The following is an 18252-nucleotide window of genomic DNA, read 5'->3' as shown; positions in this document are numbered from 1 at the left end:
TTGTGTTGACGGCCGGTGACGTGTTGTCAAGGCGGGAAAGCGTGCCTTGACAACACGTCGCCGGCCGCAAGGAGGCTTCGGATCGGGGTGCGGGGTGGGGCTGGGTGCAGGTTTCGTCGCGTGGGTGGGTGGCGGTTGCGGGGGTGGACGCGGTCTGTGTGGGTGGTGAGTCGGGCAGGTGGGTGGCGGTGGGTGGGGGCCGAGGGGTCCCAGTGTGGTTTTCGGTGCGTTGGGTGTGCCGAACGCGGGCGTGGGGTGCGTTGGGCGCCAGTGCGGCATGGGGGGTGCGTGGGAGGGCGGGAAGGTTGGAGAAGCGGTGGAGCGGACTGGGGGAGGTCAGTCGCGGAGGAGGAGGGCGGTGGCGAGGGCGGCGATGCCTTCGCCGCGGCCGGTGAGGCCCAGGCCGTCGGTGGTGGTGCCGGAGACGCTGACCGGGGCGCCGATGGCCGCGCCGAGGGCGTCTTGGGCTTCGGTGCGGCGTTTGCCGACGCGGGGGTGATTGCCGATGATCTGGACGGTGGCGTTTGCGACGCGCCAGCCTTCGGCTTCGAGCAGCGTGCGGACTTCGGCGAGCATGTCGGTGCCGTGGGCGCCGTCCATGCGGGGGTCGCCCGTGCCGAAGACGGCGCCGAGGTCGCCGAGGCCGGCGGCGGACAGGAGGGCGTCGCAGAGGGCGTGGGAGGCGACGTCGCCGTCGGAGTGGCCGGCGCAGCCGTCGACGCCGGGCCACAGCAGGCCGGCCATCCAGCAGTCGCGGCCGGGTTCGATGGGGTGGACGTCGACGCCGTTGCCCACACGCAGGTCGGTCACAGCGGGGCCTCCTGGTCGCCGCCGGCCACGAGGGCTTCGGCCAGCGTGAGTTCAAAGGCGCTCGCGACGCGCATGGCGTCGGGATCGCCGGGGACGGTGGTGGCGCCGGACACGGAGCCGAGGCCTGGGTCCGGGCTTTCGGCGAGTGCCGCGCTGAACGCGTCGAGCGAGAAGCCGACGGGGGTCTGGGCGGTGCGCAGGCCGTCGCGGTCGACGGTGGCGGTGATCAAGCCGGCGTCGGTCGCCTTAACGGTGTCCGCCATCGGGAGCACCGGGACTACGACAGACGCACCTGCACGGACCGTGGTCAGTACATCACGGACAGTCCGTTGTGGAGTGAAGGCGCGCAGGGCGTCGTGGACGAGAACCACCGCACCGGGAGAAAGCGAGGGCTCGACGGCGGGGAAAACCTGCCGGAGCGACGCGCCGGGGACGAACCGGCAGCGATCGGACAGCTCGGAAACGAGGTCCGACAGCGCGTCCGAAAACGACTCAGCACACCGAGAAGGGGCTGACACGACCACCAGATCGAGCTCCGGTGTGCCGAGTAGCCCCCGCACGGTGTGCTTGAGAAGAACTTCACCGTTCACCGTCGTGAGAGCACGCTCTTCATCGGCGATGTGGTGTGCGACAGTCACGAACGCGACGCTCTGCACCTGCTGGTTCATCGAGTCGTGATCGTAGAGAAGTGGCTGCCCGGTGCCTCCGCCGGGAGCCGGATGACCCCAGGGGTCAGACCGTCGCGGTTTCCAGAACTTCGTCGAGGAGTGTTTCCGCCTTGTCCTCGTCGGTGCCTTCCGCGAGCGCGAGCTCGCTGACCAGAATTTGCCGCGCCTTCGCCAGCATGCGCTTCTCGCCGGCTGAAAGTCCGCGGTCCTTCTCTCGCCGCCAGAGGTCGCGCACCACTTCGGCCACCTTGTTCACATCGCCGGAGGCGAGCTTCTCCAGGTTGGCCTTGTACCGACGAGACCAGTTCGTGGGCTCTTCGGTGTGGGGAGCACGCAGTACGTCGAAAACCTTGTCCAGTCCTTCTTGCCCGACGACATCACGCACACCGACGATCTCGGCGTTGTCAGCAGGCACGCGAACCGTAAGATCCCCTTGCGCGACTTTGAGGACGAGGTACTTCTTCTCCTCGCCCTTGATCACGCGGGTCTCGATGGCTTCGATGAGTGCGGCACCGTGGTGCGGGTAGACGACGGTCTCTCCGACCTTGAAAACCATGTGTCCTCTGCCCCTTTCGCTGATTCCATCTTAGCACGGTCTTCAGATGGCCACCTAGCGGCCCGGGATCGTCGTCGCAGGTCAGCGGCTTGGCGGGGGTTGACAAACCTGAATCGCCCGTGCTCATGCAGGTGATGGGGAAGGCATTGATCAGCAGGTACGAAATCCTAATTGGACGGTTGATCTTGGGTCGTGGCGCACCCGTTGGGGCCCACCGGTTCCGCGCGCGCGGACGCGCCCGGCTAGTCTTCGTCGTGACGAGGCCGTGAGATGGAAGGACTCCGACGTGAGGCTGCAGAAACGTCGCGTGCTCGGCGCAGGTGTGTCGGCGCTCGGTGCCGCGCTCGTGCTCGCCGGTTGCGGGGCCGGTCAGATCACCCAGACCGACACGCAGCAGCCTGCGGTCAACGGCACGTACGCGCAGGTGAAGACGCTGGTGCTGCGTGACGCCGCCGTCCAGTACCCCGCGCAGGGCGCCGCCTACTCGGCCGGCCAGCCCGCGCCGCTCACGCTCACGATCGTCAACCAGGGCGCCCAGGACGACCAGCTCGTCTCGGTCAGCTCGGAGGGCACGAAGTCGCCGGCGCAGATCAGCGGCGCCACCGACATCGTCGCCGGCCACACGCTGGTCATCGGCCCGGACGACGCCGTCGAGTCGACCAACGAGCAGGCCGCGCCGACCACGCCGACCACGTCGAGCTCCGCCTCCACGCCGCCCGGCGGCACCTCCTCGGGCGCTCCGACCGCCACGAGCAGCGCGTCCCCCGGCGACGGCGGTGCGGCCACGAAGCTGGGTCAGGGCACGGTCGTGTTGCAGGACCTCACGCAGCCGTTGTGGCCGGGCATGACGATCAACGTCACCTTCACCTTCCGCAACGCGGGCCCGATCACCGTCGCGATGCCGGTCGCCGCGCCGGCACACGTCGAGCCCTGACGGTTTTTGTCGGTGCCCGCCGATAGCCTCGGCGCGTGGTGAAGAAGACCAACACCGTCTACCGGTGCGCGGAATGCGGGTACGAAGCCGCGAAGTGGCTCGGCCGCTGCCCGGAGTGCCAGGCCTGGGGCTCGCTCGAAGAGCGGGGCGGGGTCAAACCGGCGATCACGCGAGTGGCCGCGGGTGCCCCGAGCGCGCCCGCGCGGCCCATCGGGGAAGTCGACGTGGAGACGGCCCGCGCGAAGGCGACGGGCGTCTCCGAACTCGACCGCGTGCTCGGTGGCGGGCTTGTGCCCGGCGCAGTGGTGCTGCTGGCCGGCGAACCCGGTGTCGGCAAGTCGACCCTGCTGCTCGAAGTGGCGTTCCAGTGGGCCAGAACGGCCGGCCGCTCCCTGTACGTCACGGGTGAGGAGTCGGCCGGACAGGTGCGGCTGCGCGCCGAGCGCACGGGCAACGTGCACGGCGAGATGTTCCTCGCGGCCGAGAGCGACCTGTCGGCGGTCCTGGGCCACGTCGACGCCGTGAAGCCGGGCGTGCTGATCGTCGACTCGGTGCAAACGATGGCGTCACCGCAGGTGGAGGGCTCGCCGGGCGGGGTCACGCAGGTGCGCGCCGTCGCGGCGGGGCTCGTGGCGCTCGCCAAGGAACGCGGGCTGCCGGTGGTGCTGGTGGGCCACGTGACGAAGGACGGTTCGGTCGCCGGCCCGCGCGTGCTGGAGCACCTCGTCGACGTCGTGCTGCAGTTCGAGGGCGACAAGCATTCGACGCTGCGCATGGTGCGCGGCATCAAGAACCGCTTCGGCGCGGCCGACGAGATCGGCTGCTTCGAGCTCACCGAGGGCGGCATCGTCGGTGTGCCCGACCCGTCCGGGCTGTTCATGAGCCGCACCGCCGAACCGGTGCCGGGCACGGCCATCACGGTCGCCATGGAGGGCAAACGGCCACTGCTGGGCGAGGTGCAGGCGCTGGTGTCGAGCACGAGCATGCCGCAGCCCAGGCGCGCGGTGAGCGGCCTCGACTCCTCGCGCGTGGCCATGGTCCTCGCCGTGCTGGAGAAACGCGGCCGGCTGAAGCTGGGTGACAAGGACGTCTACGTCGCCACGGTCGGTGGGATGAAGATCACCGAGCCCTCGATCGACCTGGCGCTGGTCCTGGCGCTGACGTCGTCGATGCACGACGTCGCGTTGTCCCAGCGGCTGGTGGCCGTCGGCGAGGTCGGGCTGGCCGGCGAGGTCCGCCGGGTGCCCAACGTCGCGCGCCGCCTCGCGGAAGCCGCGCGGCTCGGTTACACCCACGCCCTCGTGCCACCCGACTCCGGCAAGCTGCCCAACGGCATCCGCGCCCTCGAGGTCGGCGACGTCGCCAGCGCGCTCAACGCCGCCAACCACGCGAAGTGATCACGACCCGAACTGGCTGGTGATCTCGAAGCTGAACTTCGCCTCGCTGAGCGTCTCGCCCGGGTGGATCCCGTAGAAGTTCTGGTTGGTGACGTTCTTCGCGCTGACCAGCTGCGAGGTCGGGGTGTTGACGTCGACCACGAGCTGGTGGTTGCCGTAGCTGACCGTGTAGGTCTCGACGTCGTCGTTCCTCGTCCACGAGGTGGCCTGGTCGCGCAGGGCGTCGATGATCGCCGTGCGCACCGGACGCGGCGCGAGCCCCGACGCGAGCACCGTGAGCAGGCGCATCTGTGTGTCGCCAGGCCCGGCGTAGGCGGCGACGGCCGACCCGGGGGTCGGCGGCAGCGGTGTCTTCGCCGTGCTCGTCTCGCCGGACGTCGGCACCTGGAACAGGCCGGGGTACGACTGCATCGGCGGGAGGACCTCGGTGGAGTAGCCCGACCGCTGGGGCGGCGGGTGCGCGGACGCGACGTCCTTCAGCAGCGGCGCCTGCTCCGTCGGCAGGTTCGCGACGAACTCCGGGGTCGGCCGGTACCAGCCGTCGGGGACATCGACGGCCCAGCCGCCAGGGTGGGGGAACTCCGCCTTGAAGTCGCCGCCCGCCGCGATCTGCGTGGTGGAGTCCGGCCCGGGCAGGCTCGGCTCGTCGGACCGCTGACCGGTGAGGAGCACCGTGTCCGGCTCGCGCGTCCACTTGCGCATCCACATGTCCGAGCGGTCGGCGGGGATCCAGAACTCGACCTTCTGCTGCACGGCGAAGGCGCTGCGGTCGTCCACCCACTCGACGTCGATGTAGTTGTTGGTCACGTGGGTGTACTGACCGGGACCGGGCTGCACGTCGGCGGTCGCCGTGGCCGCCGGGGCGACCGTGGCGGGACGCTCGACCACCTCGCGGGCCACGACCACGCCACCGGTCACGACGGCGACGGCCGCGGCCACGGCGATCCAGCGCCACGTGCCGCCACGCTTCTTCAGCGCCGGAGGGGCGATGTGCGAGCGGCCGGTTTCGGCGGCGGCGGCCCGCAGCAGCGTCGCGCGAGCGCGGTCCAGCTCAGCGGGATCGGTGCGGACGTGGGGATGCAGGGCGTCGAGGGCTTCGTCGAGCTCGGCGTCGGACCACAGGTGGCGCACATTGTCGTCGTTCACAGTTCCTTCGCCTCCTCGGCGGTCTCGGTGGTGCGCTGGACGGACGCGGCGTTGGCCCGAAGCCAGCGCCGGATGCGGTGCAGCCGCGAGCGGATCGTGCCAGGCGGCACACCCAGGGCTTCGGCGACCTCCGTCGGCTCGAGCCCCGCCCACGACACGAGCAGCAGGGTGTCACGGTCGGCGGCGTTGAGCTTCGCCAGCGCGCCGGCGAGCTGCGCCGCGCGGGTCTGCGCGTCCACCTGCTCGGCGACGCGGCCGTCGTGCCCGGCCGTGGAGCGCTCGCCGACCGCCGCGAGCCGCGCGGTCGCCCTCAGCGCCCGCGTCTCACTGCGGATGTGGTGGCGCAGCAGGTTCGTCGCGATCCCGTACAGCCACGAGCGCGCCGTGCCCAGGTCCGGCCGGTACGACTCGCGCCGCCGCAGCGCGACGAGGAACGTCTCGGCCACGAGGTCGTGGGCGGCGTCGTCGCCGACGCGGCGCGCGAGGTAGCGGTGCAGCTGGCGCGAGTGTGCGTCGAAGAGCCGGCCGAACACGGGCGCCGGATCGGGAACGCCCAGGTCGGGACGGTCGAACGAGTCCGGCAACGCCGCCTCCGGACCGTCGTGGATCACCTGCATGCCCTGTGTTGCCCGCAGAGCTCCGCAGCGTTCACAGCGGCGCTCACGGAGTGACCGGACTCACCAGATCGGGTGGTCGCTGAACTTCTCCAGCGTCGTGACGGACGGGCGGATGTAGAACAGGCCCGCCGCGTAGCCGAGCAGGCCCAGGGCGAAGTTGGCGAAGGTGGCCAGCACGTCCGTCGCGCCGAAGCGGTCGTGATCGCTCCACAGGTCGACCAGCGCCGACGCGGTGAGGGCGAGCAGGCAGGTGACGACGGTAGCCGTGAAGCAGGCGACCAGCGCCGTGCGCGCGGCTCGGGCGCGGGCGACCACGAGGTAGTCGCCCCGCAGGCAGCTGCGGCAGGTGAACACGACGATGGCCGTCATCACCACCGCGAGCGTCGGCAGCAGCAGGCCGATGACGCCGACAGGAGCGTCGGGGAGGCTGTGCCCGTGCAGCGGGCGGTTCACGAACGCGGTCAGCCCGAACACGAACGCGGTGCCGGCCAGCAGCGCGGTGCCGGTGACCACGGAGCCGGTGCGCACGCGGCGGGCGAAGAGCGGGGGCAGCGGGGCGTAGTCCGTGGCTTCGCCGTAGTACTGCTTCATCCCGTCACCTCCTTGCACCGACCTGCGTCCGAGCGCCGAATGAACGTGCAAATGCTCGTGAAGGTCACCTTAAGGGACGGTAGGTCTCTCAAGGTGACCTTCACGGCACTTGTCACCGACCTGTGCTAACGCGGTTAGGCCGGTGACAGGTGTTCACAGCTTCTCGGCGAGCAGGTTCGCGCACCGGATGAGGCCGATGTGCGAGTACGCCTGCGGGTGGTTGCCCAGCGAACGCTCGGCGATCGGGTCGTACTGCTCCGGCAGCAGGCCCGTGGGGCCCGCCGAGGCGACGATCTGCGTGAACAGCTCCTCGGCCTCGTTGCGGCGGCCGGTGATGAGGTACGCCTCGATCAGCCAAGCGGCGCAGATGTGGAACCCGCCTTCGCCGCCGGGCAGGCCGTCGTCGCGGCGGTAGCGGTACACCGTGGAACCGCTGCGCAGCTCGGCCTCGATCGCGGTCACCGTGCGCTGAAAGCGCTCGTCGGCCGGGTCGATCAGGCCGGTGAGGCCCACGAACAGCGACGCGGCGTCGAGGTCGGTGCCGTCGTACGCCGTGGTGAAGGCCTGGACCTCGTCGTTCCAGCCGTGCGCCAGCACGTCGGCCTTGATCTGCTCACGCAGCTCCGGCCATGCGGCCGGCACGTCGCGGCCGTACTCGTGGCCGAGCTTCACCGCGCGGTCGATCGTGACCCAGCACATCACTCGCGAGTACACCCGGTGGCGTGGCACGTGCCGCTCTTCCCAGATGCCGTGGTCCGGCTCGTTCCAACGCCGCGTGACGGCCTCGGCCATCGCGCGCACCATCTGCCAGTCCTCGTCGCGCAGCTCGCCACGCGCGTCGGCCAGGGTGACCACGAGCTCCACGACCGGGCCGAACACGTCGAGCTGCACCTGGTGGTTGGCCAGGTTGCCGACGCGCACGGGCCGCGAACCGGCGTACCCGGGCAGCGACTCGATCACGGCCTCGGCGCCGATCACGCTGCCGGCCAGCGTGTACAGCGGGTGCAGGCGCTCGGGACCGGCCAAAGTGGACAACACGCCGTGCAGCCACTGCAGGTAGCCCTCGGCCTCCTCGTTGGACCCGAGGTGCACCAGCTCGCGCACGGTCATGGACGCGTCGCGGATCCAGCAGTAGCGGTAGTCCCAGTTGCGGACGCCGCCGATCTCCTCGGGCAGCGAAGACGTCGCCGCCGCCAGGACACCACCGGAGTCGGTGTTGACCAGCCCGCGCAGTGTGAGCGCGGAGCGGCGCACCAGCTCGGCCTGCACCGTCGGCAGCTTCAGCTTGGCCGCCCAGTCGCTCCAGTAGCGGCCCGCGCGGTCGCGACGGTCTATTTCGGACAGTTCGTGGGCGCCGAGATCCGTGGTGCCGCAACGGAGTTCGAGCACCACGGGGTTGTCCGGTGTCGGCTGCACGAGCGCCGTGGCGGTGTCGTGCAGCCCGTCGGACGTGATGGTCCATGCCACGCCCGGCGAGCGGAGCACGAACGGCTCCGACGTGCCCAGCACCCGCAGCCCGTCGCCCTCGGCGACCAGCTTCACGGGCACGCCGCCGAACTCCGGCCGCGGCGCGAACAGCACGTCCGCCGCCGTCTCGCCCGAGATCACGCGCACGATGTCCGTGCGGTGCGAAGGGCTTTCCGGCTCGAGGTAGTCGGTCACGAGCAGGCGCGACCAGCGCGTTTCGACCGTCATCGTGTTCGGCAGGTAGCGCTGGCCCAGCGGCAGGCCGTTGCGGTGCGGCTTGATCGAGAAGGCTCCCGCACCGGGGCCGCCGAGCAGGTCGGCGAACACGGCAGGCGCGTCGGGACCCGGGTGGCACAGCCACGTGAGCTTCGCGTCGGGCGTCACGAGCGCGACGGAGCGCTCGTTGGCCAGCATCGACAGCCGCTCGATGGGCGGCGCCGACTCGCCGTAGAGCCAGTTCCGCCGTTCCTCCAGGAGGAAGCCGAGAACCAGCGCGACGTCGACGGTGTCGGGCACGCGGTAGGTCGCGAGCGTCTCGCCCTCGCCCACCTTGATGCCCAGGTCCGGGCCCGACAGGCGGGCGAACGCCTTCTCGTCGGTCACGTCGTCGCCCAGGAAGATGGCGGCGGTGGCGCCCACCTGGTGGCGCAGGGTGTCGAGCGCGCGGCCCTTGTCCGTCTGGACGACCGCGAGCTCCACCACCTCCTTGCCGTCGGTGGTCGACACGCCTTCCCAGGTCGACGGGCCTTCGTGCACGTCGGCGAGCACGCGGCGACCGGCCTCGTGCTCGGCTCGGCGCACGTGCACCGCGATGCTCGCGGGCTTGACCTCGAGCGACACGCCCGGCACGTCGAGCACCAGGTTCTCCAGCTCCGCCTCGAGCCGGCGGTGCAGCGCACGCGCCTTCTCGTCGAGGGCGTGGATGAACCCGATGTCGAACTCGGAGCCGTGGCTGCCCACGAGGTTGACCTCGGCGGGCAGGCGCGACAGCGTCGCCAGGTCACGCAGCGCGCGACCCGAGATGACCGCTGTGGTGGTCTCGTGCAGGCCGGCCAGAGATCTGAGTGCGCCGACGGACTCCGGCAGCGGCCGGGCCTCGTCGGGGTTGGCGGTGATCGGGGCCAACGTGCCGTCGTAGTCGCAGGCGACCAGCAGGCGCGGGGTACGGGCGATCTGCACGATCGCGCGCCGTAGCTCCGCAGGCAACGCCTCGGCGGTCAACACTCCTCCTCAGGAGGTCCAGCGCGGTACGGGGGAGGTCAGTCGACCGGCTCCGCACCCAGCGCCTGCAGGAACGAGCGCGCCCACCGGTCGACGTCGTGGGTGAGGACCTGTCGACGCATGGCGCGCATCCTGCGTCGGCCCTCGGCGGGGTCGAGCGTAATAGCAGCCACCAACGCGTTCTTCACCCCGTCCAGATCATGGGGGTTGACCAGGAACGCGCTGGTCAGTTCGGCGGCCGCGCCGGCGAACTCGCTGAGCACGAGCGCGCCCCCGAGATCGTGACGGCAGGCGACGTATTCCTTGCAGACGAGGTTCATCCCGTCGCGCAGCGGTGTCACCACCATCACGTCGGCGGCGGAGAAGAAGGCGGCCAGCTCGGTGCGGTTCACGGATTGGTGCAGGTAGTGCACGACCGGGTGACCGACACGCGCGAACTCGCCGTTGATGCGGCCGACCATCTGCTCGATCTCGCCGCGCATGCGCTGGTAGTGCTCCACGCGTTCGCGGCTCGGCGTGGCCAGCTGCACAAAGGCGACGTCCTCGGGCTGCATGCGCTCCTCGTGCAGCAGCTCGTGCAGCGCCTGCAACCGCAGGTCGATGCCCTTGGTGTAGTCGAGTCGGTCGACGCCGAGCATCACCGCTTTCGGGTTGCCGAGGTCGCGGCGGATCTGCTTGGCGCGCTCGATCACGCCCTTGCTGCGCGCGAGGGTGTCGAGGCCGGCGGCGTCGATCGAGATCGGGAACGCGCCGACGCGCACGGTGCGGTCGCCGACCTGCACCATGCCTGGCCGCGACCGCACGCCGACGGCGCCGCGCGTGGGCTCGAGGCCGACGAGCTGGCGGGCCAGCCACAGGAAGTTCTGCGCGCCGCCGGGGCGGTGGAAGCCGATGAGGTCGGCGCCGATGAGCCCGCGCACGATCTCGGCGCGCCACGGCAGCTGCATGAACAGCTCGACGGGCGGGAATGGGATGTGCAGGAAGAAACCGATGCGCAGGTCGGGGCGCAGTTCGCGCAGCATCGTGGGCACGAGCTGCAGCTGGTAGTCCTGGATCCACACCGTCGCGCCATGGGCCGCGACCTGGGCGCTGGCCTCGGCGAAGCGGCGGTTGACCTTCACGTAGCTGTCCCACCACGCGCGGTCGAACACCGGCGGCGCGACGACGTCGTGGTAGAGCGGCCACAGGGTGGCGTTGGAGAAGCCCTCGTAGTAGTCGCGGACCTCGGCGGAGGTGAGCGTGACGGGGTGCAGGACCAAGCCGTCGTCGTCGAACTCCTCGACGTCGACGTCGGGGACGCCGGGCCAGCCGACCCACGCGCCCTTGCGCGAGCGCAGGAACGGTTCTAGCGCGGAGACGAGCCCACCGGGGCTCGCCGTCCAGCGCTGGCCGCCGTCCGAAGCGCGCTCCAGGTCGACGGGCAGCCGGTTGGCCACCACAACGAAATCGGCGGACGGTGCGGTCTTCTGCTCGACAGTCACTACAGCTGCTCCCTCGTTTTCCGCGGGTCGCGGCCCCAGTGAAACCCTAGCGCGCGCCAGGTGACCGGCCGGTTGTCAACCGCTTACTCCAGACGGCGCTCCGGCGGCTCCAGCGGTCCCGCCATTCGCGGTCCGGCGAGCTTGCGTTCGAGCCGTCCGAGCCGCATCCGGACGGGTTGCGCGAGGTATTCACCCAGGACAACGCCCGCTGCGAGCGCGAGCCCGATGGCGACGGCGGTCATCAGCGTCGAGATGTTGCCGCCGGGCTCGACTCCCAATTGGTATAGACCACGATAGGTGGACAGGCCGGGCAGCAGGGGAGTGATCCCGGACACGGCCACGACGAGGGGCGTGACGCGCAGCCGCCGCGCCATCAGGCCGCCGCAGAAGCCGACGAGCGTGGCCGCGATGGCCGATGAGCTCACGGCGTCGAACTGCGTGAGCATGAGCGAGCCGTACACGAGGGCGCCGATGGCACCCGCCGCCGCGGCGACGAGCAGCGCGCGCAGCGTCGAGTAGGAGGCCAGCGCGAAGCACGCGGCCGCGCCGGCGCCGGTGACGACCACGATGGGCAGCTGCTGCGGGGTCGAGTTGATGACCTCCGGCAGCGGTGTGCTCGGCAGGCCGAGCATCACGGCGATCTTCAGCGCCAGCACCACGCCGGTGATCAGGCCCGCGGACATCAGCGCGGTCTCCATCGTGCGGCCGGCGGCCGTGACGTTGTAGCCGGTGATCGCGTCCTGCACCGCCGAGACGGTGGACAGCCCGGACAGCAGCACCGTGACGGCCGCGGCGACCACGAGCGTCGGGCGGTCGGTGGTGAGGACGTTGCTGCTCACGATCGCCATCGCCGACAGTGTCGCGACGAGCCCGCCGACGACCTGCTGGAAGAAGAACGGCAGGTGGTAGCGGTTGAGCAGCCGGCCGAGCCGGTCCACTACCGAGGAGATCACGAACGCCACCACGGCCACATCGGGGCCGCCGCCGAGCAGCAGCGTGATGAACGCGGCCAGCCCGCCCCACGCGATCGTGGCGACCCAGCGCGGGTACGGGTGCGGCGCCGCCGTGATGCGCTCCAGTTCCGTGTGTGCTTCCTCGGCGCCCATGTTGCCGCGGACGATCTTGCGCACGAGGAGCTCGGCCTGCGTGAGCCGCGTGTAGTCGAGGCTGCGCGAGCGGACCACTCGCAACGCGGTGACAGGCGCCAGGTCCGTGCCGCGGTGGCACGTGACGGTGATCGACGTGAAGATCACGTCGACCTCGCAGTGGGGCAGCCCGAGCGCGGCGGTGAGCGCGAGGATCGTGGCGGTGACGTCGGACGCACCGGCGCCGCTGGCCATCTGCACCTCGCCGATGCGCAGCGTGAGGTCGAGGACGAAGTTGACCGTCGCGTCGTCGGGCGGCTGCGGGCCCAGCGCCTCGTCGTTTTCGACGGCCGGCTGTTCCGCCGTCGGCGCCTCGAGGATGTGCCACGCGCGGCGCCGCAGGAGGTTCGGCCGGTGCCGCTGGTTCGAGCTCGGCCGGGGAGGCTCCAGGATCGGCCACCGTCTGCGATGAATCCCCTGGTCGGCGCGTTCGTTGATCTTCATGATCGATCCCACCTCCTCGTCCGTCTGGCGTCGTTCTCCTCGACGTTCCCGGGGACCATCGGCCGACGCGTCCCGACCGTTGCACTGATCCGGAAGTGGTGTGCACCACGTCTGCCCCTGATCGTCTCGCAGGGTCGTCCGGGGCGCTCGTTTCGAGGGTTGAGCTGGGGGTTCGAGGTGGTCTGGGCAGGCTTGCGCCGGGGTGCGCCGGGGTGCGTGTGCCGTGAGTGCGAATTCCTGGGTGAAACCGGTTTCGAAAAGTGCTTACCGGAATCCGCTGAGCGAATTTCGCGGGCTGCTTTTTGGGTGCATTCACGCTGGTGGAGCAGGTCTTGACTGTCGGTAAATTGCCATTGATACCACGCGGTATTTGCGCCGGTTGACAGGCAGGAATTGTTGATCTGTGCCACTGATCACTCTTTGGTGCATTCTCGTATTTCGTTTCGTAATGTGCCCGTGTTCTTGCGGTTACCCGCGATTCGCTCTCCTCCCCCGAAGGAGCTCTACCCCGAAATGGCACTCCACCGATTCGAAGTTCGATCCGATGCCGCACCGTCACGCAAGCGGCGCTTCGTCCGCGCCGCCCTGACGGCGACCGCGCTGGCCGCCGCGATGTCGGCCACGGCCGGCCCGGTCCTAGCGAGCACCGCGTCCGCCGCGACCGCGGCCCCGGCCGCCTCCGCGTCGGCCAGCGCTCGGGTTGGCGCCACTGCTCTCAGCCGCGCGCTGACCCAGCAGGGCAAGCCCTACGTCTGGGGCGCGGCCGGTCCGAACGCCTACGACTGCTCCGGCCTCGTCGTGTGGGCGTTCAAGCAGGCCGGCGTCGCGTTGCCGCACAGCTCACGCCTGCAGTCCACGGCGGGCGCCGCCGTCTCCAAGGCCGCCCTGCAGCCCGGTGACCTGGTGTTCTTCTACACGCCCGTGAGCCACGTCGGCATCTACGCCGGCGGCGGCATGGTCCTGCACGCCAGCCGGCCCGGAGTTCCGGTGAAGCTGTCGCCGCTGGCCTCGATGCCGTTCCACAACGCCCGCCGCATCTGACGGGTCGCGAACAACCCCAAGATCGATCAGCGACCTGTGGGGCGGAAGGAGCCGGCAAGGGGACTTGAACCCCTGACCTACCGCTTACAAGGCGGTTGCTCTACCAACTGAGCTATGCCGGCAGCGCCTGAACCAGGCCGCGAAAGTATATCGGTGTGGTGCCCGGCCTCCAGCCGCGGGAGCGAGCTTCCCGAGCCTGGCACCACGCGCCGCGGCGCTCGCGGGTCCACGTTTCCCCGGGCGTCGAGCACAACGGTCAGTTGTCACGTCGGTCTCGGCCGGGTGCGAAACCCCGGCCGAGGCCGATGTGATTCTGAGTCCTCGCAGTTGCCGAAAACGGGAACCCCCGATTTCCCGGGCTCGCGGGAAGTGAGCCGGGCCACACCGCGATGGTGAGAGCCGGCTGTTGCTTGACCGCGTCCAGGGATATTCCCCGTGACGAGTTGAACCGGTAGAAAACGATGCCCGTCAGCCATGTTCACGTATACGAAGTGTCGAGCACCGTGGGTCCGGCTGAGCCGGTCTTGGCACCGGGCGGCGTCGCCGCTGGCCTACTTGACCACGATCGGGTCACCGGCGACCCCGTCCCGCCCACCACCTTCAGCGGTGCCGCCGCGTAGAGGAAGTCCCACTGGCCGTCGGCACGGCAGTCGGCGACCAGCGCGCGCAGGTCGCAGATCTCGGTGAACACCAAGCCGAGGTTGCGCATCAGCGCACAGTGGACGAGCAACGTGGTGCCGTTGCGGGGGGTCGATGAGCACCTCGTTGCCGATCGTGTCGGTGGCGAGGTTGGCGATCTCCATGGCCTGGAACCACTCGGCCAGCTCAGGGGTGTAGATCAATCCCGGTTCCTGATAGGACTCGCCGAAGAACTCCTCCCGTGGCACGGAGTAGAAGAACTCGAGCCAGCCGGTGTTGATCAGCAGCACGTCGTGCGGCCGGATTTCCACGCCCTGCGCGGCGGCCGCGGCGGTGAGGTCCTCGTGGGTGAAAGTCTCGTCGCGGTCCAGGTGGCGTTTGCCTCGGAACCCCGCCAGATCGACGAGCACCCCGCGGCCGACGACGCCGCGTTCGGCGATCGGCAGCACGCTCGCCTTGCGCAGGCCGCCGATCGTGGTCGCGGCGTCGTAGCCGTTGTAGAGCGTGTCGTCGTACCAGACGTGGCCGAGCGCGTCGTACTGCGTCGAGCCCTGCAGGTGGCTCACGACGACGTCGTCCGCGTAGCGCGCGCCGCCGGGCAGGTCCGGTGGTTCGGGGCCGTACCAGGAACCCTGGTCCTGCACCATGTACCGCCGCGGCGCCGCCCGCGCGGGCGAGGACGGGTTGAGGGTGCCCACCTCGTCATCCTCGCCCCAGCGGCCCCAGTTCCGCGGCGCACCCGCGAGCAGGTGCGCCACGGCCGGGACCTCGTCCGTCACGCCTTGCCCCACAGCGCGGCGTACTGCTTGTCGTAGTCGGCGACGATCGGGAACAGTTCGCTGCCGGCCTCGGCGGGGTGGTTGTCCTTGGTGACGACCCACATCGGCGGGTGGATGGTCGGCACCGCGACGCCGGCGAACTTGCGGGCCATGCTGTCGACGATCGCCCACATGTCGCCGTAGAGGTCGTACGGGATCGCCCGGGCCTCGGTGCCGTTCTTCAAGTAGCCCAGCGAAGCGCCGTACGGGCCTGGCCGAAGACCTTCACGTCGTCGAGGCCCGCGGCCCGCAGCGCCGCGGGCAGACCGACGCCGGCCGCGTCGTCGGCGAGGAGGGGCGAGCTGGGCACCCTGGTCGTCGGGAGCGGCGCGGGCGTGATGCAGGCTTCGGAGGTTGCTGGAACGGATCGACGGCCTGCCCGACCGCGGCGTGCCGCGGAGCTTGGAGCTCGAGGGTGACGACGTGGACGTGGCCCGGGAGGTGGCCGAGGCTTTGGTGCGGGTGGGTCAGGAGGCCGTGGCCGATGCCGAGCAGCACTCGGGCTGCGACCGGCTCGCGGTTCGGGTGGTGACGGCGGTTTCGCGCGTGGTGAGCCTGCAGGTCACGGACAACGGCACGTTCGACGACGCCGCCCGCGGCCCCGCGGCCGGCCACTTCGGGATGCGGGCGATGCGCTCGGCCGTCGAGTCGCTCGGCGGTTCGCTCGCGGTGCACCCGGCGCCGGGCCGCGGCACGGTGGTCGAGGCGACGATCCCGGTCTGGCCGGTGCCTTCGTGATCCGGTTCTGCGTGATCGACGACCACGAGGTCATCCACGACGGACTGCGCGCCATGGCCGAACGCGAATCCGACCTGGAATTCCTCGGCGGCGCCACCACCGTCACCGACGGCGAGGTGCTGGTGGAACAGGTTCAGCCCGCGGTCGCCATCCTCGACCTCCGCACCGGCGAACGTGACGGCGGCAACGGGATCGACCTGTGCCGCACGTTCACCGGCCGGTACCCGGCGCTGTCCGTGGTGATGTTCAGCGCGTACGGCAACGGGGAACTCCTCGCCCAGGCCATCGAGGCGGGCGCCGCGGGCTACCTGCTGAAGGAGACGTCGGTCGGGCGCGTGCCGGGGATCCTGCGGGAGATCACCACTCGGGGGAGCTGGTTCGAACCGCGGATCGCCAGCGAACTTCTGCACCGCCGCGCCCGCGGGGACACCGCGCCACCCGCCTTCAGCCGCCGCGAGCTGGACATCTCCGCGGCATCGGCCGGGGCGAGAACAACCACGAGACCGGCGAACACCTGCACCTCAGCCCGCACACGGTGAAGTACCACATCGCGTCCATGCTGCGCCGCCACGACGTGCACCGCCGCGCGGAACTGGTGCGGCTGGCTTCGGACCTGCATTTGCTGGATTGACGGCGGGCCGGCCTGAAGGGACCGGCTCCAACGGTGAAGGGCCGCGGCGTTGAAATTGATCTTGCTGAATCGAATCGTGCTGGACCAACACGCGCCGAATCACCACGTGCCGGTCGGAAACTCTGGCAGCGAAGGCTTTCGGCCGTCGGGAGTCAGGAAGCGGCGGCCAGGCGGACGCGGCGGTCGCGGGCGTAGGACACGAGTTCGCGGACCTCGTCGGTGGTGATGATGCGCACGGCGTCGTCCAGGAGTTCGGCGGTGGCGACCTGCAGGGGCCAGCCCGCCAGGCCCGGGACAGGGACGTGCCAGAACCACTGGCCCTGCGTCAGATCTTCGGCGGCAACCTCGTCCACAGCGTGCCCCATCGTGTTCCCCACAGCGTTCCCCCAAGCGGCGTTTTCGAGAGTGGAGTTTTCCTCGGAACTCATACGGGAACCCTAGCGACGACCACCGACAAAAAACCGTCCACCATGGACGAGCGCCTGACCCGCATTTTTGCGGCCGGGCGCGCGCTGGCCTAGGCTGCGCCGATAGCCGGAAGAACAGGAATGGCGAGATGCCCCTGCTTGACTCCGGGTCGTACCGTGATGTCGACCTGCCGACGATCGTCCGCATGGAGCGGAGGCTGCCCTGGTTCGGGTGGCCGCACCTGCCGCTCGGCCTGCTGGTCTGCGTTGCCGCGATCCTGGCCGCGTACCGCGTGCCCGTGTCGTACCACACCACCACCGCGCTGGTGGCCGGCGGCGGCGTGCTGGGCGGCTTCTGCGGTTACGGCTGCGGCCTCGTGATGGTCAGCACGCCCGACCTCGTGAAGACCGGCCGCCTGCGCTGGCGCCGCACGCGCGTGTTGCGGGGGCTGCTGTTCGCGCTGGGCGTGCTCTCCGCCGCGTCGCTGGTCCTCGTCGCGGTGTGTCACTTCGTGCTGCTGGCGGGGGCGTCGGGGCTGCACCCGTTCACGCTCTCGCTGCAGGCCGGCGTGTATCTCCTGCTGGCCGTGGCCAACACGCTGCTCGCGGTGCTCGAGATGCTGGCGCTCACGAAGGTCCTCAATGGAGTGTCCATCAAGGACGGTGAGCTCACCGCCGCCGCAGCAGGACTTCCTGCGTGACGGAGGCCACCAGCCGGCCGTCGGTGGTGTAGAACTCGCCGTGGGTGAGGCCGCGCTCGTTGGTGAAGCTGCGGCTCTCCATGTCGAACAGCAGCCACTCGTCGGCGCGGAACGGGCGGTGGAACCACACGGCGTGGTCGAGTGAGGTCAGCTGCGCGCGGCCCGGCTCGTCGCGGTGGGGCAGCGCCGCCGTGCCCGCGAGGCGGATGTCGGAGATGTAGGTGAGCGCGCACACGTGGGCCAGCGGGTTGTCCGGCAGCCGGCCCTTCGCGCGCACCCAGATGCGCTGGCGCGGTCCGCTGCCGACGTCCGGCAGCCCCGCCGCCGGGTCGCTGATGAACCGCGCCTCGATCACCGACAGCATGATCGGCAGCTCGTCCTCGTCCCGGACCTCGACGTCGTCGGGCGCCGGGACCTCGGGCATGCGGGCCTGGTGTTCGCTGCTGGCGGCCGGTTTCTGGAACGACGCCGAGAGGCTGAAGATCGTCTCGCCGTTCTGGATCGCCGCCACGCGCCGGGTGGTGAACGAGCCGCCGTCGCGCGTGCGCTCCACCTCGTAGACGATCGGCAGGTCCGTGCGGCCGCCGCGGATGAAGTAGCCGTGCAGCGAGTGCACGTGCCGGTCCTCGGGCACGGTCGCGCCCGCCGCCGTGAGCGCCTGGGCCGCCACCTGCCCGCCGAACGCCCGTTGCGGCGAGCCCTCGTGGCTGGTGCCGCGGAAGAGGTTGCGCTCGAGTGGTTCCAGCTTGAGGAGCTGGTCGATGCCGGGGTGTACGGGGTCGGTGATCACCCCGTCATCC

The 18252-nt window shown here is 70.3% G+C and carries 21 protein-coding genes and 1 tRNA gene; 7 read left to right on the top strand and 15 right to left on the bottom strand.

Annotation, left to right across the window (positions count from 1 at the left end):
* Nucleotides 1-336 precede the first annotated feature (336 nt).
* The 3 genes from ispF to AB0M56_RS42675 form a co-directional block, all read right to left on the bottom strand.
* Nucleotides 337-801 (bottom strand): 2-C-methyl-D-erythritol 2,4-cyclodiphosphate synthase, encoded by a 465-nt coding sequence (ispF, locus tag AB0M56_RS42685; RefSeq protein ID WP_364187044.1) that lies wholly within the window; start codon nt 799-801, stop codon nt 337-339.
* A gap of 5 nt (nt 802-806) precedes the next feature.
* Nucleotides 807-1478, bottom strand: coding sequence for a 2-C-methyl-D-erythritol 4-phosphate cytidylyltransferase (locus AB0M56_RS42680; RefSeq protein WP_364187039.1), 672 nt, complete (start codon nt 1476-1478; stop codon nt 807-809).
* Between the two features lie 64 nt (nt 1479-1542).
* Nucleotides 1543-2034: a CarD family transcriptional regulator gene (locus tag AB0M56_RS42675; protein ID WP_033294400.1), complete on the bottom strand. Its 492-nt coding sequence runs from the start codon at nt 2032-2034 to the stop codon at nt 1543-1545.
* Between the two features lie 286 nt (nt 2035-2320).
* On the opposite strand from AB0M56_RS42675, the gene AB0M56_RS42670 reads away from it, so the two are divergent.
* Both AB0M56_RS42670 and radA read left to right on the top strand, forming a co-directional pair.
* Nucleotides 2321-2968: a hypothetical protein gene (locus AB0M56_RS42670; RefSeq protein WP_364187036.1), complete on the top strand. Its 648-nt coding sequence runs from the start codon at nt 2321-2323 to the stop codon at nt 2966-2968.
* A 35-nt stretch (nt 2969-3003) separates the two neighbouring features.
* Nucleotides 3004-4365, top strand: a complete 1362-nt coding sequence (gene radA / locus AB0M56_RS42665) for a DNA repair protein RadA (RefSeq protein WP_364187034.1) — start codon at nt 3004-3006, stop codon at nt 4363-4365.
* On the opposite strand, the gene AB0M56_RS42660 is transcribed toward radA, so the two are convergent.
* From AB0M56_RS42660 to AB0M56_RS42635, 6 genes are all read right to left on the bottom strand, one after another.
* A complete protein-coding gene (locus tag AB0M56_RS42660) occupies nt 4366-5511 on the bottom strand; it encodes a hypothetical protein (RefSeq protein WP_364187031.1) in 1146 nt (381 codons plus the stop codon).
* Complete coding sequence (locus AB0M56_RS42655) at nt 5508-6128, bottom strand: sigma-70 family RNA polymerase sigma factor (protein ID WP_364187028.1); 621 nt, start codon at nt 6126-6128, stop codon at nt 5508-5510. The genes AB0M56_RS42660 and AB0M56_RS42655 overlap by 4 nt, the downstream gene beginning before the upstream one ends.
* 60 nt (nt 6129-6188) lie before the next feature.
* Entirely contained in the window at nt 6189-6719 is a 531-nt protein-coding gene (locus AB0M56_RS42650; RefSeq protein WP_364187026.1) for a hypothetical protein, read from the bottom strand.
* Nucleotides 6720-6872: 153 nt separating this feature from the next.
* A complete protein-coding gene (gene otsB, locus AB0M56_RS42645) occupies nt 6873-9410 on the bottom strand; it encodes a trehalose-phosphatase (protein ID WP_364187024.1) in 2538 nt (845 codons plus the stop codon).
* A gap of 35 nt (nt 9411-9445) precedes the next feature.
* Nucleotides 9446-10888: a trehalose-6-phosphate synthase gene (locus AB0M56_RS42640; protein WP_364187021.1), complete on the bottom strand. Its 1443-nt coding sequence runs from the start codon at nt 10886-10888 to the stop codon at nt 9446-9448.
* 83 nt (nt 10889-10971) lie between these two features.
* A complete protein-coding gene (locus AB0M56_RS42635) occupies nt 10972-12477 on the bottom strand; it encodes a threonine/serine exporter family protein (RefSeq protein ID WP_364187019.1) in 1506 nt (501 codons plus the stop codon).
* Nucleotides 12478-12990: 513 nt separating this feature from the next.
* Between AB0M56_RS42635 and AB0M56_RS42630 the strand changes: the two genes are divergently transcribed.
* Nucleotides 12991-13518 carry an NlpC/P60 family protein gene (locus AB0M56_RS42630; RefSeq protein WP_364187016.1) on the top strand — a complete coding sequence of 176 codons (528 nt, stop codon included), beginning with the start codon at nt 12991-12993 and terminating at the stop codon, nt 13516-13518.
* Nucleotides 13519-13567: 49 nt separating this feature from the next.
* Here the strand turns inward: AB0M56_RS42630 and AB0M56_RS42625 are convergent.
* From AB0M56_RS42625 to AB0M56_RS42610, 4 genes are all read right to left on the bottom strand, one after another.
* Nucleotides 13568-13640: transfer RNA gene (locus AB0M56_RS42625), tRNA-Thr, on the bottom strand.
* Nucleotides 13641-14069: 429 nt separating this feature from the next.
* Nucleotides 14070-14936, bottom strand: coding sequence for a cyclase family protein (locus AB0M56_RS42620; RefSeq protein ID WP_364187014.1), 867 nt, complete (start codon nt 14934-14936; stop codon nt 14070-14072).
* Nucleotides 14933-15160, bottom strand: a complete 228-nt coding sequence (locus tag AB0M56_RS42615; RefSeq protein WP_364187011.1) for a hypothetical protein — start codon at nt 15158-15160, stop codon at nt 14933-14935. Before AB0M56_RS42615 ends, AB0M56_RS42620 begins: the two co-directional genes overlap by 4 nt.
* On the bottom strand, nt 15157-15285 hold the full coding sequence (locus AB0M56_RS42610; protein WP_364187008.1) for a hypothetical protein: 129 nt from the start codon (nt 15283-15285) through the stop codon (nt 15157-15159). Before AB0M56_RS42610 ends, AB0M56_RS42615 begins: the two co-directional genes overlap by 4 nt.
* Nucleotides 15286-15329: 44 nt before the next feature.
* Between AB0M56_RS42610 and AB0M56_RS42605 the strand changes: the two genes are divergently transcribed.
* The 3 genes from AB0M56_RS42605 to AB0M56_RS42595 are packed head-to-tail and all read left to right on the top strand — an operon-like array spanning nt 15330 to nt 16344.
* A complete protein-coding gene (locus AB0M56_RS42605) occupies nt 15330-15713 on the top strand; it encodes an ATP-binding protein (protein WP_364187006.1) in 384 nt (127 codons plus the stop codon).
* Complete coding sequence (locus AB0M56_RS42600) at nt 15710-16252, top strand: response regulator transcription factor (protein WP_364187003.1); 543 nt, start codon at nt 15710-15712, stop codon at nt 16250-16252. Before AB0M56_RS42605 ends, AB0M56_RS42600 begins: the two co-directional genes overlap by 4 nt.
* Complete coding sequence (locus AB0M56_RS42595; protein WP_364187042.1) at nt 16189-16344, top strand: LuxR C-terminal-related transcriptional regulator; 156 nt, start codon at nt 16189-16191, stop codon at nt 16342-16344. Before AB0M56_RS42600 ends, AB0M56_RS42595 begins: the two co-directional genes overlap by 64 nt.
* Before the next feature lie 152 nt (nt 16345-16496).
* Here AB0M56_RS42595 and AB0M56_RS42590 read toward each other — a convergent pair whose 3' ends face one another.
* Entirely contained in the window at nt 16497-16772 is a 276-nt protein-coding gene (locus tag AB0M56_RS42590) for a hypothetical protein (RefSeq protein WP_364187000.1), read from the bottom strand.
* A gap of 128 nt (nt 16773-16900) precedes the next feature.
* Between AB0M56_RS42590 and AB0M56_RS42585 the strand changes: the two genes are divergently transcribed.
* Nucleotides 16901-17452: a hypothetical protein gene (locus AB0M56_RS42585; protein ID WP_364186997.1), complete on the top strand. Its 552-nt coding sequence runs from the start codon at nt 16901-16903 to the stop codon at nt 17450-17452.
* Here AB0M56_RS42585 and AB0M56_RS42580 read toward each other — a convergent pair.
* Nucleotides 17421-18242, bottom strand: coding sequence for an acyl-CoA thioesterase II (locus AB0M56_RS42580; protein ID WP_285971976.1), 822 nt, complete (start codon nt 18240-18242; stop codon nt 17421-17423). The two genes, AB0M56_RS42585 and AB0M56_RS42580, sit on opposite strands and share 32 nt — an antisense overlap.
* Nucleotides 18243-18252: the final 10 nt, after the last annotated feature.

This window comes from Amycolatopsis sp. NPDC051372, from assembly GCF_040682095.1.
GTDB lineage: Bacteria > Actinomycetota > Actinomycetes > Mycobacteriales > Pseudonocardiaceae > Amycolatopsis.
The sequence above is the reverse complement of the archived record's forward strand: the minus strand, read 5'-3'. Positions and strand labels throughout refer to the sequence as shown.